This window comes from Legionella sp. (assembly GCF_965140895.1).
GTDB lineage: Bacteria > Pseudomonadota > Gammaproteobacteria > Legionellales > Legionellaceae > Legionella.
Genome location: NZ_CBCSKT010000095.1, coordinates 86,429 through 104,119, shown reverse-complemented (window position 1 = coordinate 104,119; position 17,691 = coordinate 86,429). Strand labels below are relative to the sequence as shown.

Genomic DNA, 17,691 nt, shown 5'->3' with positions numbered 1-17,691 from the left:
CGCCCTAAGTACAGAGACCGAATTACCGTGGCAAGCGCTAATTTGGGAGACGGGCTAAATGGACACTGCGGCCAAGCCGTGATCATTCGTGAGTATGCTCTTATGTTATAAATAATTACGACAACTTAACCCGCGGATCAACCAACATATAAGAAAAATCAGTCAATACTAAACCCACGATATACATAATCGACCCCAAAAATACCATGGCGCGTACAATCGCAAAATCCTGTTGTTGGATCGCATCAATAATGTAACTACCTAAACCGGGAATACCAAAAAAGGATTCCAAAATTAAGCTTCCCATAAATAGTGAAGGAATAATAACCACAATCCCAGTAAGAATCGGCAACATGGCATTTTTTAGCACATGCTTAAACATAATTTTGCGCTCAGTTAAACCTTTAGCTCGCGCCGTTTTCACATAATCCTTATTCATTTCTTCCAAAAACAAAGTCCGATACCAACGGCCACCGGCTCCTAAACTTCCCAGTACCGCCACCACCACCGGCAGAATAATAAACTTAAAGGCATCCACTCCTCCATCGTAGCCTGAAATGGGCACCAGACGCAGTAATTTTCCAAACAGATATTGTCCACCGATAATATAAAATAAACTAGAAATGGACATTAAAATAATACAAATAATCACCCCAGTTAAATCAAGATAAGTGCCGCGGAAAAACACCATCGCCATCGCCAAAACAATATTGCTCAGCACATCAAGAAATAAAACCGGTATGGCAATCGCTAAACTAGGCCACATCCTAAAGGTAATGTCCTGACTGATGTCACGACCGGCATCCGACATCCCAAAATCGAAAGTAAATAAGAGCATCGATTTTTGGAAAAATAAGGTCGCTTCAAGCGTCTCTAAGCCAATTTTCTGCTCGTTAAAAAACAAGGGTAAATCATAGCCATGTGCCGCCTTCCAATCATCAATAACTTGCTGTTGCACATGCTTTTGCCCCAAATGCATGCGAGCAATATCATCTGGAGTATTTACCATAAAAAACAAAATAAAGGTGAGCATATTAATGCCAAAGAGGATGGGGATTGCATAAAAAAATCGGCGTATTAAATACTTCATCATGACAAATTAGTCCTCTTAGCAGGCTGTTTTTCTTTCTTTGCATAGGCAATAAATAAGGGGACGACCAAGGCCAAAATTAAAATAAGCAACAAACCCAATGGCCAAAAAATGGGTTGATTCCATTCCAGCCGTAATCGATTACGTTCTGGTACATCAATCGCTACATATTTTAAAGTGCCTAAAGCAATGCTGTTATGTTTCGTCGGCGAAACCCAATTATGAGCGAGAATAAAATTCTCCGTGTTATACCCCCAAGACCAGGGTGCATCACGGCGAACAATTTCCAACATACGGTCAATAATCTCTTGTCTTGTAGCATCGTTTTTACGATTTTTCATCAGATCAAATAAACGGTCAAATTCAGGATTTTGGTAATTAGACGCATTTTCACCGCCATGCTTTACCTTCCCATTAGCACTATAGAGCTGAAACAGGAAATTTTCCGGATCGGGGTAATCCGCAATCCAACCCCAGCTAAATATTTGGGCATTGCCTGCCCGCATTTTTTCTTGGAATCGATTATACAAAGTTGCTCGCACATTCAAATCGATACCAATACTGGCAAATTGTTTACGCATCCAATCCAGTATGGCCTTATCCCCAGGCCCTCCGGTACTCATGGTATCGTAATGCAAAATAAGCGCCTTGCCGGTTTGCGGATCAAGGCCTCCAGGATAACCAGCCTCAATCATTAATTTTTGCGCATCACTTATTGGACGTCGAACAGCCTCGTTATTGTTCCATTCAAAAACATAAGGATTAATACCATCCTTCCCCTCTCGGTATCCAAAAATACCAGGAGGAATAGGACCTTGAGCCGCATTTCCGCGCCCATTATAAAAAATAGCAATGCGCTCATCGTCATTCACCGCAATGGAAATTGCTTGTCTTAATTTACGCGCACGCTCACTCAAGCCCCCAACAACACTATCTAACATATTAAATCCCAGATAGTAGACGCTAGGTTCTTGATCCTGAGCTAAATACACACCCTTCTGACGCATTTCTGGAGTTAAAATTGCATTTCCGTGCTTATTAATATGGATTGCCTGATCGAAGCTGTCCGAACTGATAGTGGAATCGTCATAATAGCCTTGTAAAAACTTATTCCACCGTGGAATAGTTTCTTTTTCTAAAGTAAATACAATCTTATTGATTAAGGGCAAACGCTCTCCCGCATGACGCAAGAATCCCGCTTTTTTATCTTCATCTGAACCAACTTTTGGAAAAAACTGTGGGTGAAAATTAGGATTTCGCTCCAAGACCATGCCGCGATTGGGATTATTAATGGTCAGCATAAAAGGCCCTGTACCTATGGGATACCAACTTAAAGAAATGTTTTTATCACTCATTCCAGGTTGGGAGTAAAATACATCCGCCTCCCAAGGAACAGGGGCGAAAAAAGGCATCGCCAGCCAAAACAGAAACTGCATGTATTGACCTTTCAAGGTGATCTCAAAAGTATAATCATCCAGTTTTTTTAGCCCTGCCATGGGATACTTGCGTACATCGGCATATGCATTTAATCCAGGAAGTGTTTTCCCAAACTCTTTAAAACCAACGATGTATCCGCTCATTAATCCATAAATTGGGGAGCTTACCGCAGGATTAGCCAAACGTTTAATTTGATAAATGTAATCATCAGCGATCAGCTCGCGTGTGTCGGTGTCTTTAAAGTCAGATAGCTGATTAATGTGATGATCATCTAAATAATCGGGGGCTAAATGATGATATAAGTAACGGCCATCTTGGGCTCGTGCTAATGCAGGATGAGGTTGATAATAAATACCTTTATTAAGGTGTAGGGTATATACGGTATAAGCTGCTGCTGTTTGGCTGTTTTCGGCTAAAGGTTTACCTTGAGCATCTAAATATCTGGTTTGTGGTAACTGGGCTGCGGTGTAAGGTATTAACTGATAGGGTCTGGTTAGATAATCATATTCGAGTAAGGGCTCATAAATTTGCGAAATAAACAGGTATTCGTTTAATGAGTAGGATAAGGCCGGATCTAATGTTTTTGGTTGTTCGCCAAAGGAGGCGTAAAAAATAAGTTCGTTTGCCTGGCTTTGTGGATAAGGATTGTTAAAAACCCATTGAGCATAGGTTTGATTGAGGCTGTTGAGCATCAATATTAGGAACAATCCTGTTCTTAGTGTCATTGTACATCCTTATTTTTTAACTAATTGTGGTTATGGATTATATTGGGGGCCATGGCCCCAACCTACACATCATTACAAAATGCTTTATAACCCGGCAAGCAAGCCCAAAAACTGCTCCTCGTCCAAAACCGTAACACCCAAACTAGTCGCCTTATCCAACTTAGACCCTGCTTCAGTCCCTGCAACCACATAACTCGTCTTCGCAGACACACTACCACTAACCTTCGCCCCCAAAGCCAATAATTTAGCCTTCGCCTCTTCTCGACCCATGGTACTTAAAGTTCCAGTCAAAACCACTGTTTTACCAAAAAATGGGTTTTCCTGATTAATTTGTTTTTTCTCAACCCTTGGCCAATGGATCCCTAACTCCAATAAGCGTTTAATAATTTGCAAATTATGTTCTTGAGCAAAGAAATGCACTACATAAGATGCGCCTACGGGGCCAATATCATTTAAACTCATTAACTCTTCTTCAGTAGCCGCTGCAATTGAAGGAATATCACCAAAATGCTCAGCTAAAACACGAGCGCTAGCCTCGCCTATCTCGCGGATACCTAATGCGTATAAAAAGCGATTGAAACTGGTTTTTTTACTCTCTTCTAAAGCCTGTAACAAATTATGTGCAGATTTAGCACCCATACGTGGCAAATTTTCTAAGGTGGCGGCATCAAGCTCATAAAGATCCGATAAATGACGAATGAAGCCTTCATCAACCAATTGCTCGATCAATACGGAACCTAAACCCTCAATGTACATCGCTTTACGCGAAGCAAAATGCCACATCATCCGTTTTAATTGTGCTTTACAAAATAAACCACCTACGCAACGTGCAACCGCCTCCCCTTCTTCACGCACCACATCAGAACCACAAACAGGGCATTTTTCTGGTAAGTGAATCATTTGCGTATGCTCAGGGCGACGCTCCATAACCACCGAAACGACCTCAGGAATTACATCTCCAGCACGACGAATGATTACGGTATCGCCGATGCGAATATCTTTCCTGGCAATCTCATCCATGTTATGTAAGGTCGCATTACTCACCTTAACACCCGCTACACTAACTGGCTCTAAACGAGCTACTGGAGTTAATGCGCCTGTACGTCCTACCTGAAAATCAACGGCCAGTAATACGGTCATTTCCTCGGAAGCGGGAAATTTATGGGCGCAAGCAAAACGAGGCGCTCGAGAAATAAAGCCTAATTGCTGTTGCAAACGGATGCTGTCAATTTTGTAGACAACCCCATCAATTTCAAAAGGCAACTGCTCCCGTTTTTCCAGGATGCTATGGTAATAATCCAAACAACCAGCCATTCCATTTACGCGCTTGGTTTCCGATGAAACACGAAAACCAAATTCCTTCAACAACTCTAATTGCTGCCAATGTGTTTCGGGAAGTTTATAGCCCTCGCAAGCACCAATACCATAACAATAAATGGCTAGTGGACGCTGTGCTGTAACGGCCGGGTTTAATTGGCGTAAACTCCCAGCTGCTGCATTACGTGGATTGGCAAAAACCTTTTCTCCTTGCATTTGCGCTTTATTATTGTATTCAGCAAAACCCGCTTTGGGCATGTACACCTCGCCACGAATCTCAATAAAAGGTGGGGGATTATCGGTTAGTAGCTTTAACGGCACTGACGCGATTGTTTTAATATTGGCAATAATATTTTCACCAGTAGCACCATCTCCACGAGTTGCCGCAGAAATCAAGATCCCGTTTTCATAAGTCAGATTAACGGCCAAACCATCCAGTTTGGGTTCACAAACAAATACTAACTGTTGATTGGGCTCATCCAATTTGTCCGTGACTCGTTTTACAAAAGCATGTAATTCGTCATCGGTAAACACGTTAGAAAGAGACAACATTGCTTGTCGGTGGGACACCGGCATAAACGCATCAGCAGGAGCACCGCTAACACGCTGTGTAGGTGAGTCTGCGGTAAGAAAGTGTGGATTTTGTGTTTCTAAATCTTGTAAGGCCCGAAAGCAGCGATCGTATTCTATATCAGGGACTAAAGGTTCATCGAGCACATAATAGTGATAATCATAGTGTCGAATTTTCTCTTTTAGTTCGTTAATTTGCCCTGCTATTTCGTTACTCATAAACTATCCGTTAAATTAATAAAAAAATTTTGCCTAAACGCTCATCCTTAAACCCAGCGAATGAGCGCAATGGCAATGTTTTATACGTCATTATAAAAATGGCTAAACCGGGAATTAAAACATTAGTTTATCACTAAAATTTATGCTATAGATACAGGTTCAATCGAATATTGAGGCATGATAAAAATGGACTTTAAACGTGTTTTAATTGCTTTTTTATTAGCTGTATTTTCAACATTAACTCAAGCCGATGATAATTCTGGCATAGCCTTTGTTCATGGTACAGGGGATCATCGTGAAGATGCTTATGGAGACTATTGGAAAATTGATTTTATTGACAGCGTCACTCAAGGATTAGCAAATCCTGAAAATTATGTCGTCACTCATTGTAATTACACTAATTACATGTGGGATGAAACAGCAGGCGAATGCACCGTGGATCAATTATTAAAATTCATACACGATAAGAACATCAGCAAAATCACCGTCTACACCCATTCCAATGGGGCCAATGTCTTGCGCTGGATTTTATCAAACCCCACCTACAACAGCCGCTACATGGAGTTAAAAAAACACATTGGAAAAGTAGTTGCTTTAGCGCCATCAAGCACCGGCACTCCCCTTGCTGATTTAGCATTAAGTGGCCATGTAATAAGCTCAAGCTTATCCTGGATTTTAGGCTTACATGGCGATGCCATCAAACAACAACGCGTTGGTGATATGCGTATATACAACCAAGAATTACTCTTGGGTACCCAAGGCCGTCCCTCATTGCCAGTAGCGTTTAACCCAATCATTGGTACTGATGTGATTGCCTCACCTTTATCCTCTGCCAGTTATTGCAATGGCTACTTGCTGAACAGTGGATTAAAAATTACTAAATTATATCTTGATAAATGTTCGGATGGATTTTTAAATTGCAGCTCTCAGGAGGCAGCAGGAACAGTCTGGTTTTACGATAAAGATCACCTGGAAAACAATTGGACTTTAAGTCATAACCAAAGCAGACATTCCTGTTTTGGGCTGGATAAAATTCTTATAAGTGCCTTAGCTACAAAAGGAGCTGTACAATGAAAACAACCCATCTTTTTTTAATGTCTGCATTTTGCTTGAGCCAAGCCCATGCATATACATTGCCTCAGCATCCTACTAAAACTTATGAATGTAAGGAGTGCTATAAATTATCTCATGAAACCTTACGCGCTAGCTGGACAATCGCTCAGACGCCCTTAACACCTACGGTCAATAACTATCAGAAAAGTTATAGCTATAATCAAATCATTACTCAAAAGCAGCTACGTCAAGGAGTCGCCATATCGACGCGCGCCCCTGGTGCGGTGGTGCGAATTACCCCTCTACAAAAAAAATCGGTTCCAACATTTGTACTGCAAACACCACAGAAACAAGATCTAAGTTTGAAGGAAGCGTCCACTCTGTACTCTCAAGATGAAGATTTAGATGAATCCTTACTTGCAGCAGAGCATCAAACCATGACGCAACTAAAGCCTGAATTAGGCTTCGGCACCTTTATTCTTAGAAGCCAAACTACTTCGGCCAATGATGCTAACTCGTACCTGATTAATGTGTTTGATAAGTTTTCATTGCTCTATTTAAAAGTTGAACCCAGTTCCTTGCAGTATCAATATGGCGATGAATTTTCGGCAACAATTTCCTTAAAAGATTATGACACTGACTATTCTGTAGATGAGGTTAATGTGTCATTAATAGGTACCAATGACGAATTCATCCCTTTAAAGCTGAGCAGAATAAAGCGTAATGAGTTTCAAGCTAAAGCGAAATTAGTGTCTGAGTTAAACACACAGGGCGATAATTGGTATGTAGAGGCTGAGGTATTCAGTGAACAAGATGATGGCTATGTACGACGGACTGCACGAAGCGCATTTTCATACTCAATTCCATCAGCAAGTTTAGTCACGTTAAAAAAAGTATCCTCTAATCCTTTAACCTTTACGGCAACCGTGGATGTGGCTACTGCAAGTCGCTATGCGCTGCAAACCGTATTGTTTCAACACAACAACAAAGGACAACTGCAGCCTGTCGAAACATCTCAAAGTGCGCAGTGGCTAGAACCCGGAAAACAAACAATTAAATTTAGCTTTGACAATTCAAAGCATTTAACAGAGGATACGCTATCCGTTGGTTACCTACATCTTACTGATTACGGTCAGTTAAAAACCGTTTATCAATACGATGAACCAATTAAACTTAGCAAACTCATGGATTAATGCATGCAATTTTTATCGCCGTACACCCTGCTTGAGGGCATTGCGTTGGCAATTGCCCTACAGTTTTTCTTCTTTATTTGGTTCTTGGTCAGACAAAGCCAACACAAAAAGCTAAGCGCACAACTTAATGAAAAAGTAGTTGAAACCTTTACCAACCAACTGCATCAAGTGCATCTCGATCTTAATGAGAAAATTGGTCAGGGACAGTTGCTTACACAACAATTAATTCATGACACCGTACACAAACAAATGACTGATGTACGTGAACAAATCAGCCATAGCTTCAAACAACACGCCAGCGCCCTCACCTCTCATCTACAAATTCTTACCGAGGAAATTCGCAACCATTTACATAGTCTAACGCAACAAGTTAATCATAAACTGACAGAGGGCTTTGAAAAAACTTCATCGACGTTTATTGATGTAGTAAAAAGACTAACGATTATTGATGAGGCGCAAAAGAAAATTACTGAACTCTCCAGTCATGTCGTCAGTTTGCAAGATGTATTAGTTGATAAAAAAGCGCGTGGAGCCTTTGGTGAAGTTCAACTCTCTGCCTTAATTGGTAATATGATTCCAGCAACCCACTATCAAATGCAGTACACGCTGAGTAATCAAAAACGCGCCGACTGTATTTTGTTTTTACCAGACCCCACTGGAAATGTGGTTATTGATGCGAAATTCCCCTTAGAAACGTATCAACGTCTTATGAATAGCGACATAAGTTCCGTTGAGCGCAAAACCTTGCAACAGCAATTTCGCCAAGATATTCAAAAACACATTAAAGACATTGCCGAAAAATACATCATCCCTACTGAAACCAGTGATGGAGCCATGATGTTTATTCCTGCTGAATCGATTTTTGCAGAAATTCATGCTAACTACCCCGATTTAATTGCTTTATCGCAACGCTTAAAAGTATGGATGGTTTCTCCCAGCACCTTAATGGCCGTATTAACTACAGCGAAGGCAGTGCTTAAAGACGATGCGACTCGCAAGCAAATTCATATCATTCAAAAACATTTACACGCATTAGCAGATGATTTCCAACGTTTTGAAAAGAGAATGGATAAATTATCCAAACATATTAATTTGGCACATCAAGATGTAAGCGAAGTCAATACTTCGGCGAAAAAGATTAGCTCCCGCTTTCAAAAAATTGAATCGGTAGACATCGATTTAGAAGAGATAGAATTAATTGAAACGGATGAAATAAGTCAGGAAGCTTAAAAATGGGTATGTGTTTATCTCATGCAACGAGTAGGTCGTGTGTAGGTATTAAATCCTTAACCATGGGACGAGACGTAGTTGAGAATAAACTCATCAACAAATTGAACAGTTTATATTCTAACTTCTCAATTTATTTGCTACAATTCACCCCGATTTTACAACACTGGAGTAAAACATCGTGATAACACTATATAACTATTTCCAATTTGCAAAAACAGCGATTACCATTGGTCTTTTGGTTGCTGCTGGTTTACTTTTCTGGCCAGGTGCTTTAGCAACCGTTGCTAATTTCTCTCTTCTTGGGTTATCTATTGCTGGATATGTTGGCTCCAATGTTCTGTATCAAGCAGGCGCTGTAGCTGCTTTAACCTTTGTTGGTCTGCATACATTAGGCATTGCTATAGATGTAGTTGGTGGATTTTTCAGCTTACTTAAATCCTGTTGCTGTTCTTCTCGAGCTTCAGAAGATAACTACCCTACTCCTGAGCAGGGAATAGGAGCAACACAACACGCAAATTCATATCAAATGTTTAACCAGTCAATGCCTCCTTCAAATGGACACAATGTTGTGCAAACTCAGCCACCACCTAATTATTATACGATTTACCAAGCTCAGCCTGGTTATCAGCCAATTTACCCTCAACTTGATGGCCGTGGCAATCAGGTACCGACAGAAACATATGGCGGATACACCAAGAACTAATGGCGTAGCCTGGTTGCTTGCAAGCAGCCAGGCTACCGTTAAATGGCAATACCGTAGCCGTATTACGACTACGTCTGATACGGCTACGAATTTTTAATTTTTGAAGATTAAACAAGTAATGAACATGGATACCCTACTTTACCAAAGCACACAAACCAAACAAATATGGGGACAACTCCATGGCAGCAGCTTAGCTCTTGCTTTAGCTGAATATTGCCAAAAAACACCAGGCATCAAATTACTCATTGCCCAGGACAATCTCAGTGCCAATCAATTGCAGTCTGAGTTAGAGTTCTTTTTAAATCCCAAACAATCCGAGCAAGAACTCTTATTTTTCCCCGATTGGGAAACCTTACCCTATGACCAATTTTCTCCACATCAAGATATTATTTCAGAACGGCTCTACACCTTAAGCCGTATTCAGCAAGTCAGCGATGCCATTATTATTACTTCTGCAAACACCTTAATGCATCGACTCTGCCCACCTGAGTTTTTAAACCAATACGCCCTTATGCTTAAGAAAGGGCAAAAACTGGATCTGGAAGCCTTCAGAAACCAACTGCAACAATCAGGTTATCATTGCGTTAATAAAGTATTAGAGCATGGTGAATTTGCCTTACGCGGCTCAATTATTGATGTGTATCCCATGGGTTCGACCCGCCCCTTCCGTATCGAGCTCTTTGACGATGAAATCGACAGTTTAAGAGAGTTTGATACCGAAACCCAACGTACTATAGAAAAAATTCCTTATATTAATGTATTACCTGCGCGTGAGTTTCCACTCAACGAACAAAGCCAAACACTATTTCGCCGGGCATTCCGTGAATTATTCCCAGGAAACCCCAGCCACTGCCCTATCTATGAAGCCATCAGTCATGGGCAGTTTCCTGCAGGCATCGAATACTATCTCCCGTTATTTTTTGAAAAAACGGTCACCATTTTTGATTATTTGCCTCAAGATGCAAAAGTCTGTCTGATTGAAAATATTCAAGATAATGCTGAGCAATTTTGGCAAGAATTAACCGGGCGTTATGAGCAACGTCGTTATGACATTAGCCGCCCTATTCTTGAGCCAACAGCTTGTTTTCTTAATCCGACTGAGCTGTTAACTAAAGCCAATGAATATCAACAACTGCGTTTATTCCATACTCCGAGCAGTAAAAAAGGTGCGGTAACTAACTTTGATATTACCCCAGCGCCTGAATTACCTATTGATAGAAAAACACAAGAACCATTAAGTCGTTTACGTGAATACTGTGCGGATACCTCCCGCCGTTATCTAATTGTGGTGGAAAGTGCAGGACGTCGTGAAGTATTACTGGATCTACTTAAACCCAGTGGCATCCTTCCTAAAACTCAAAGCAATTGGCATGATTTTATCAAGGATACCGCTCCAATTAATATCACCACCGGAGCCTTGGTTACTGGTTGTGAACTAACCCAAAACAAGACGGTTTTAATTGTAGAATCGCAACTATTTGGTGAGCAAAGCACTCCCCAACGTCGTAGCGCACAAAAAACGGTTGACCCGGATTTAATTATCCGAGATATGGCCGAATTGCGTTTAGGTGCTCCTGTTGTTCATTTGCAATTTGGTGTGGGACGGTATCAGGGATTACAACATATCGAAACCAATGGTACAGCCAGTGAGTTTTTAATTCTAACTTATGCAGGTGAAGATAAAATCTATGTTCCGGTTACCTCCTTGCATTTAATTAGCCGTTATACCGGCGTAGACAGCGAACATGCTCCTTTGCATAAATTGGGTTCGGACCAATGGCAAAAAGAGCGAAAAAAAGCTGCCGAAAAAATTCATGATGTGGCCATCGAACTGCTTGATCTCTATGCAAAGCGCGAAGCACAACCTGGGCATCAATATGAGCTCAGCCACAATGAATATGCTCGCTTTGCCAGTGCCTTTCCCTTTACAGAAACCCCGGATCAGCTACTGGCTATAGATCAGATCATGAATGACATGTCTTCAACCAAACCTATGGACCGCTTGATTTGCGGTGATGTAGGTTTTGGTAAAACTGAGGTCGCGATGCGCGCTGCATTTATTGCGGTACAAAATAACAAACAAGTTTGTGTATTGGTACCAACTACCCTGCTTGCTGGACAACATTTTGAATCCTTTAGAGATCGGTTTGCCGATTTTGCCGTGAATATTGAACTGCTTTCGCGTTTTCGCTCAGCCAAAGAAACAGAGGCAGTGCAAGCTTCCTTAAAATCAGGGAAAGTCGATATTGTTATTGGTACGCATAAGCTATTTCAAAGCTCTATTGCCTTTAAAAATCTGGGCCTATTGATTATCGATGAAGAACACCGCTTTGGTGTTAAACAAAAAGAGCACATCAAAGCATTACGTATTCATGTTGATATTTTATCCATGACGGCAACCCCTATTCCAAGAACGCTGAATATGGCCATGGCAGGAATTCGTGATATATCACTGATGACTACCCCACCCGCGAAACGTTTGGCAATTAAAACCTTCTGGCAGGAAAAGAACGATACCACCATACGTGAAGCGGTTTTGCGTGAAATATTAAGAGGCGGCCAAGTTTTCTTCTTGCACAACAATGTGGAAACTATTGAGCGTATTAGTCAGGATATACAAACACTGGTTCCTGAAGCCAAGGTTCGCACCGCGCACGGTCAAATGCGCGAGCGCGAATTAGAACGAGTGATGTCTGAATTTTATCATCACCGCTTTAATGTATTGGTATGTACCACCATTATCGAAACAGGAATCGATATTCCTACAGCGAACACCATCATTATTGATCGCGCGGATAAATTTGGTCTGGCTCAGTTACATCAATTACGTGGCCGTGTTGGTCGTTCACATCACCAGGCTTATGCTTATTTATTAACTCCAAATGAAAAATCATTAACGTCTGATGCGGTGAAACGCTTAGAGGCGATTGTGTCCTTAGAAGACTTAGGTGCAGGCTTTACCTTAGCAACCCATGATTTAGAGATTCGTGGTGCGGGCGAACTGTTAGGCGCAGAACAAAGCGGTAATATGCATGCCATTGGCTTTAGCTTATTCATGGAAATGCTCGACAAGGCAGTCAGCGACTTGAAAGCCGGAAAAATACCCGAGCTGTCGGCTCCAATGTATCAAGGTCCTGAAATTGATTTACGTATTAGCGCGATTATCCCTGAGGATTATATTGGCGATATTCACAATCGACTCATTATGTATAAGCGCATTTCTAATGCCAAAGACAAACAGCAATTGCATGAGCTACAAATTGAGTTAATTGACCGCTTTGGTTTATTACCACCACCGGTGAAGCATTTACTGTTAATCACCGATTTAAAATTGAAAGCACAGCAAATGGGCGTTCTAAAAATCAGCGCCGGCGCACAACAGGGTAAAATTGACTTTAATGAAAACCCCTCGATTGATCCAGGAGTTTTAATCAGCCTGATTCAAGTGCATGCCAAGCGCTATCAAATGGAAGGTCCGCAACGTTTACGTTTTACCTTGGATGGTACGACTCCAGAAGAGCGTATTTTTGAAATTCACAGCTTACTTGATAAATTAATGACATAAAAATAATACATGATTTAAGCGTGTCGCCACCTCGTTAAAAATTCTGGGACATTCCAGTCCCCAGAATTCACTCGCCAACGCGACAGGTTAAAGGCCGCGACCGTCCTGTTTCCGGCACGTTTGCTCTGAACGAGCAAAGCGTATGCCTGGTTTTCATTCTTAAAACTGGGAATCGTAATTGCCTCTATCCCTTTTTGGTATTTTTTTGGATTATTAAGTTAACATAATGAAAAGGGCGTAAGAACTACGCCCTTAGTTTGAATATATAAAACAGTAAGATTGAAGGCAGTCTTGGGTCACAAAAGTGGACACCTCTGGAGTACTTTAGGCTTCTTAAAACATCTAAGCATGCACACCACACTCTCAATCTGGCACCTAATGTCGTGATATTGGCTGATCAATGTGTACCGTCTATGCTTCTAGCTTAGGTCACTAGGCGCACTTCCGCCACCAATTTAGTGCAAAGATTTAGTTAAATCTGATCGAAGTTGTATATATAATCCATGCCTACACCTTATAAAGATTTATATCCTCTTTCAGATGCTTAGCAATCGCATCTAAATTATGGATAAATGCCATCATCTCTTTAGTGCCATTAGAGAAGGTTGATGTGGTACGATTAATCTCATTCATCCCTTCAACGATTTGCTCAATACCAACCGCCTCCTGACGAATAGATGCCTCAATATGCTGGCTTGAAATCGAAGCATCATTAATCATTTTACTTAGGGCTTGAATAACCTGACCTGCTTTTTCAATGAGTTTTAACCCTGAGTCCAACGTCTTTTCTCCTTCTACAGTCACAGTGACTGCTTTTTCGGTAGTACGACGAATATCTTCAAGAATTTTTTGTACTTGCGCTGTTGATTGTTCTGATTGTTCTGCAAGATTACGGACTTCTGTTGCCACTGCAGCAAATCCCCTTCCAGCCTCACCTGCTTTTGATGCTTCAATAGAAGCATTCAAAGCCAGCATTTTTGACTGCTGGGCTAAGGTATTCACTACCGAAGTAATGTCCCCTATTTGTTGGGTGTGATTACTTAAATCCAGAATCGTTTGCGCAATAAGCTTCATTTTTTCCTCTGAAGCCTTTATACCCACGATGCTCTGCTCTACCGATTCAGTACCTAATTTTCCTTGCTCGTACGTATTTTTTGCTACATCTCTTAAACTTTGCGCCTTAGCCATTGTTTGCTTCGAACTCTTATCAATTTCCTCCAAAGAAGCACTAATTTCATTAATCGCTGATGCTTGGGAAATAATGCCTTCTGATTGTTCATTTGCTGAAGAAAAAACCGTTTCAACCATACTCACAATGTCATTACTGACTTTAGCGATTTTCTTAGTAATAGTCGCCAAGCCATCCGTCATTAAATTTAAATCATTTCCTAAATCTTGTAAGACATCTTGTTCATCAATTTTCAGACGTTCTCTTAAATCCCCTGCGGCAACTTTACTGCTATGTTCTCTAAATTTTTTCGAAGAGCTAACAAGTTTTTCAAATAACTCCCGAGATTCCTCTTCTTTAACACGAAGGCTTTTTTCATTTTTCCTAATCGATTCTTGCATGAGTTTAAGTGATGAAAGCAATTTGCCTAGCTGATCTTCAGAGCGAATTTTGATTTCAACATTACGTTCTCCAGCAGCAATTTGTTCTGCGATATTAATGGCTTTTTCTACGGGAACTGATATAGCTCTTTGAGTCATATAAGGAACAATAATGGTTAATATAATCGCAAAAATTAGTAATCCATAAGCAAAATTCTCTAATGCCATTAAATCTAAACTAATTAAGTTGGCACTATGCTCAATCCCGCTTGCCAACGTATTAAATATACCGCCAATTCGCTTCCCTTGTTCATTGGAGTAAACACCATCAAGAATAGTAATCATTTCTTTTATAAAAGCCTGTGTACTAGCTTTACTATTTTCCAGGTTATCTTTATTGTTAGCCTCCCAGCGGGAATTGATTATAGTGGATTGAGCATTATAAAGAGCCACATATAACTCTTGTAATCTATCCCATTGTTTGCGTAATTGCGGGTTATCAAGGGAATGTATGGTTGTATCCCATAGATTTCTGACACTATTAATCTCCTCCCAAAGATGCTGAAAATGTTCCCTGTCTTTAATGTCTCCTGTCATTACCCATACCTCCAGTGTATCTTGAGCTTGCAGGATTTGGGTGTCTAGAGTCTGCGGCAAACTTTCTTTGCCAATTTTGTCATTTAAAGCAATGATGGTATGTACTTTAGGAATTAAAAAGATAATTAAGAACAATAAAGGCAAACCCAAGGCCATAAATCCCATGAATAAGCGGGCTCGGATGGTAATTACAAAGCCTCTTTTATTTGCATTAGCATTCATGAACATCTCCTATACCACAATACACACTTTTAACATACTTTAGAATAACACCAAAGTGAGTTGATGTAATTGAGAAATATCTTACAGCAAATTGAGCTTCTGTCATCCTGACATTTTAAGCTACATAGCCTATGCTCTATACACGAGGAAAGACAAAGGATGTCGTGCAGGGAGTATTATCGCTTCACGGATCGAGGCTGTTCCACAAGGATGTGGCACTTTCTTCCTCGTACCCCCTCTCACTAAATAACGCTCTGTGTCGTAATGTGTCAGTTTCTCCGTCACCAAAAAATGGATGCATCATTGTCAAACCAATACTTCCAGTCAATCAATAACGTCCATTAGGTTTCATTGGGAATGTGTCGCAAATATCTCTTCAACATCTATAACTATAATAATTACCTACATAATCTGATTACTAACTCATCATCGTGATAGTCATCATCTGAATTCTGCTCTGTCAAAATCTGCTTATAATGATCTACATGAGATGCTTCTGAGGTTTTGTTTTCATCTGATGAAAGAGATGACGATTTAAACAAAGAAAGAACCCACTCTATCGGTTTTAAAAGGAAGTTCAATATTCGAACTCCCCAACCAGGCTGTGTCGCTGCAAGCTCTTGCGCTGCAACTTTGGCCATGTGCTCAAGGAATTTACCATCAGTAAGATGGTTCACTTGCTTATAACACAAAGCAAGCACTTGTTCTTTCTGCTCTGCATTAAGGTCTATTAGACGCGAATAATCCCTTAACTGATCCTCAATTACCTTTGTGTAACTTTGTATATACTTGTATTGGCCGCGGGTGATTTCATCCACCATTTGCTCTTGCACCCTGGTAATAATTTTTGCATAGGCTGACGAATGAAATAAATTTGGATTATCCTCTTCATCCAGTGTATCAAGCATCGTTTGATCTAATCGGTCAATCCCGACATAAAGCAATGCTAATAAAGGATGGCTAAACGTTTTTCGATGTTTATCAAGTTGCACTAAAGTTTGTTCATATCCATTAGTAATAACCTGCTTTTTTTGTTCTTCAGTCGGTGCTGTTGTGATCGTAGTCACCTCACCAGTATTGATATAAATCATATTATCAATATGATGAAATACTTTTTCGCGATTTAATAATGCAGTGGTAGCTTTTAGCCATTGCCCACCAATAGCATAATTAATGACTGAATCTACAGTTTGTTTAAATGCGGATACTATTTCTGGAAGATGTCGTTCCGCTTTTTGAACCCGAGCTTCATAAGCTCCTGAAGCCTCCGCTTTAACGCATAAGACTTCTTCTCGATTCAAGCCATCAATTTCAGGCATATTATCCAAGATTCCACCATCAGCAACAAACTCACCCTTGGCATTCCTTCCAGGAACGAAAAGAACCGGATGTGCTCCTGACCATTGAACAACTTGGGCAATAGATTGGTGTGGAGTACTGTTTTCGCTGTAACGCTCCAATTCTTTTTTTGTTTGATTCGTTACGGCTACGGATAGGTTTTTAATCTGATGCTTTTCCGTAACAGGTAATAATTCACGAAGCAGGCCAAGATCTCCTAAGGAGAGCCGTGGATTTTCTAATTCCTCACCATTATGCCCCATAATTTGTTGAGGCACAGTAGCCATGGCCTCATTCATTTTTTTAATGCTTTCCATCGATTTTGCTAATTTAATTACATCATCAACATTATTAACTTCTATACTCTCTTCGCTTAAAGCGTGTTCGTATAATCTTACTTTACTGGACAATTGCATGTAATTTTTTTCTAAGTGCGCAGGAATAGGCTTAGGCAAACCCTTCAGATGATTGTTGATTTGCATCGTGTAAATCACTTCAAGGAGGTTTCGAAAAGTATCACCTTTAGCCCTAAAACCCACTCCCTGAACATCAAGAAGTTTTTTGATATCCAACTCATTTACTAATTTGGTCATATCTTCTGGACTCATGCCCACGGCAATAAGGCTTGCAGTCATAGCCCCAGCTGAAGCACCACTCACATGAGTTAATTGCTCAAGATAGCCGCGTTCTTGCAGCGCTTTGAGCATTCCCATATAAGCAATACCTTTAGCACCTCCACCACTGCACACTAAACCTCTATGTTTTTCCGCCTGGACCGTATATTGGCCATTTTCATCGCAAATGATACTTACTTTCTCTCGCTTGAGTTGCTTATTTTTAGACATGGTGCCTATATTCCAAATTACTTGTGCCAATATCATCAT

At 40.6% G+C, this 17,691-nt stretch carries 10 protein-coding genes; 5 read left to right on the top strand and 5 right to left on the bottom strand.

The features are described from left to right. Positions 1–115: 115 nt before the first annotated feature. The 3 genes from ACQY7T_RS10755 to ligA form a co-directional block, all read right to left on the bottom strand. Entirely contained in the window at positions 116–1,093 is a 978-nt protein-coding gene (locus ACQY7T_RS10755; protein WP_428413276.1) for an ABC transporter permease, read from the bottom strand. Continuing rightward, the gene (locus ACQY7T_RS10750; RefSeq protein WP_428413274.1) at positions 1,090–3,252 is read right to left on the bottom strand and encodes an ABC transporter substrate-binding protein; all 2,163 of its coding nucleotides are present in this window, start codon (positions 3,250–3,252) and stop codon (positions 1,090–1,092) included. The genes ACQY7T_RS10755 and ACQY7T_RS10750 overlap by 4 nt, the downstream gene beginning before the upstream one ends. Positions 3,253–3,336: 84 nt before the next feature. Continuing rightward, complete coding sequence (ligA, locus tag ACQY7T_RS10745) at positions 3,337–5,358, bottom strand: NAD-dependent DNA ligase LigA (protein ID WP_428413272.1); 2,022 nt, start codon at positions 5,356–5,358, stop codon at positions 3,337–3,339. A gap of 186 nt (positions 5,359–5,544) precedes the next feature. On the opposite strand from ligA, the gene ACQY7T_RS10740 reads away from it, so the two are divergent. From ACQY7T_RS10740 to mfd, 5 genes are all read left to right on the top strand, one after another. Continuing rightward, a complete protein-coding gene (locus ACQY7T_RS10740; protein WP_428413270.1) occupies positions 5,545–6,432 on the top strand; it encodes a hypothetical protein in 888 nt (295 codons plus the stop codon). After that, positions 6,429–7,604 carry a DUF4785 domain-containing protein gene (locus ACQY7T_RS10735; protein ID WP_428413268.1) on the top strand — a complete coding sequence of 392 codons (1,176 nt, stop codon included), beginning with the start codon at positions 6,429–6,431 and terminating at the stop codon, positions 7,602–7,604. The genes ACQY7T_RS10740 and ACQY7T_RS10735 overlap by 4 nt, the downstream gene beginning before the upstream one ends. A gap of 3 nt (positions 7,605–7,607) precedes the next feature. Beyond that, positions 7,608–8,834: a DNA recombination protein RmuC gene (locus ACQY7T_RS10730; protein ID WP_428413267.1), complete on the top strand. Its 1,227-nt coding sequence runs from the start codon at positions 7,608–7,610 to the stop codon at positions 8,832–8,834. A gap of 178 nt (positions 8,835–9,012) precedes the next feature. After that, a complete protein-coding gene (locus tag ACQY7T_RS10725) occupies positions 9,013–9,537 on the top strand; it encodes a hypothetical protein (protein WP_428413265.1) in 525 nt (174 codons plus the stop codon). Between the two features lie 118 nt (positions 9,538–9,655). Then, positions 9,656–13,102 (top strand): transcription-repair coupling factor, encoded by a 3,447-nt coding sequence (mfd, locus tag ACQY7T_RS10720; RefSeq protein WP_428413264.1) that lies wholly within the window; start codon positions 9,656–9,658, stop codon positions 13,100–13,102. A gap of 507 nt (positions 13,103–13,609) precedes the next feature. Here the strand turns inward: mfd and ACQY7T_RS10715 are convergent. Beyond that, positions 13,610–15,469 (bottom strand): methyl-accepting chemotaxis protein, encoded by a 1,860-nt coding sequence (locus ACQY7T_RS10715; RefSeq protein WP_428413262.1) that lies wholly within the window; start codon positions 15,467–15,469, stop codon positions 13,610–13,612. Between the two features lie 398 nt (positions 15,470–15,867). Next, a complete protein-coding gene (locus tag ACQY7T_RS10710) occupies positions 15,868–17,652 on the bottom strand; it encodes a patatin-like phospholipase family protein (protein WP_428413260.1) in 1,785 nt (594 codons plus the stop codon). Positions 17,653–17,691: the final 39 nt, after the last annotated feature.

Coding starts and splice junctions, on each gene's coding strand:
- ACQY7T_RS10730 (WP_428413267.1), top strand. CDS start 7,608: ATGCAATTTTTATCGCCGTACACCCTGCTTGAGGGCATTGCGTTGGCA.
- ACQY7T_RS10750 (WP_428413274.1), bottom strand. CDS start 3,252: ATGACACTAAGAACAGGATTGTTCCTAATATTGATGCTCAACAGCCTC.
- ACQY7T_RS10715 (WP_428413262.1), bottom strand. CDS start 15,469: ATGAATGCTAATGCAAATAAAAGAGGCTTTGTAATTACCATCCGAGCC.
- ACQY7T_RS10735 (WP_428413268.1), top strand. CDS start 6,429: ATGAAAACAACCCATCTTTTTTTAATGTCTGCATTTTGCTTGAGCCAA.
- ligA (WP_428413272.1), bottom strand. CDS start 5,358: ATGAGTAACGAAATAGCAGGGCAAATTAACGAACTAAAAGAGAAAATT.
- ACQY7T_RS10710 (WP_428413260.1), bottom strand. CDS start 17,652: ATGTCTAAAAATAAGCAACTCAAGCGAGAGAAAGTAAGTATCATTTGC.
- ACQY7T_RS10755 (WP_428413276.1), bottom strand. CDS start 1,093: ATGATGAAGTATTTAATACGCCGATTTTTTTATGCAATCCCCATCCTC.
- mfd (WP_428413264.1), top strand. CDS start 9,656: ATGAACATGGATACCCTACTTTACCAAAGCACACAAACCAAACAAATA.
- ACQY7T_RS10740 (WP_428413270.1), top strand. CDS start 5,545: ATGGACTTTAAACGTGTTTTAATTGCTTTTTTATTAGCTGTATTTTCA.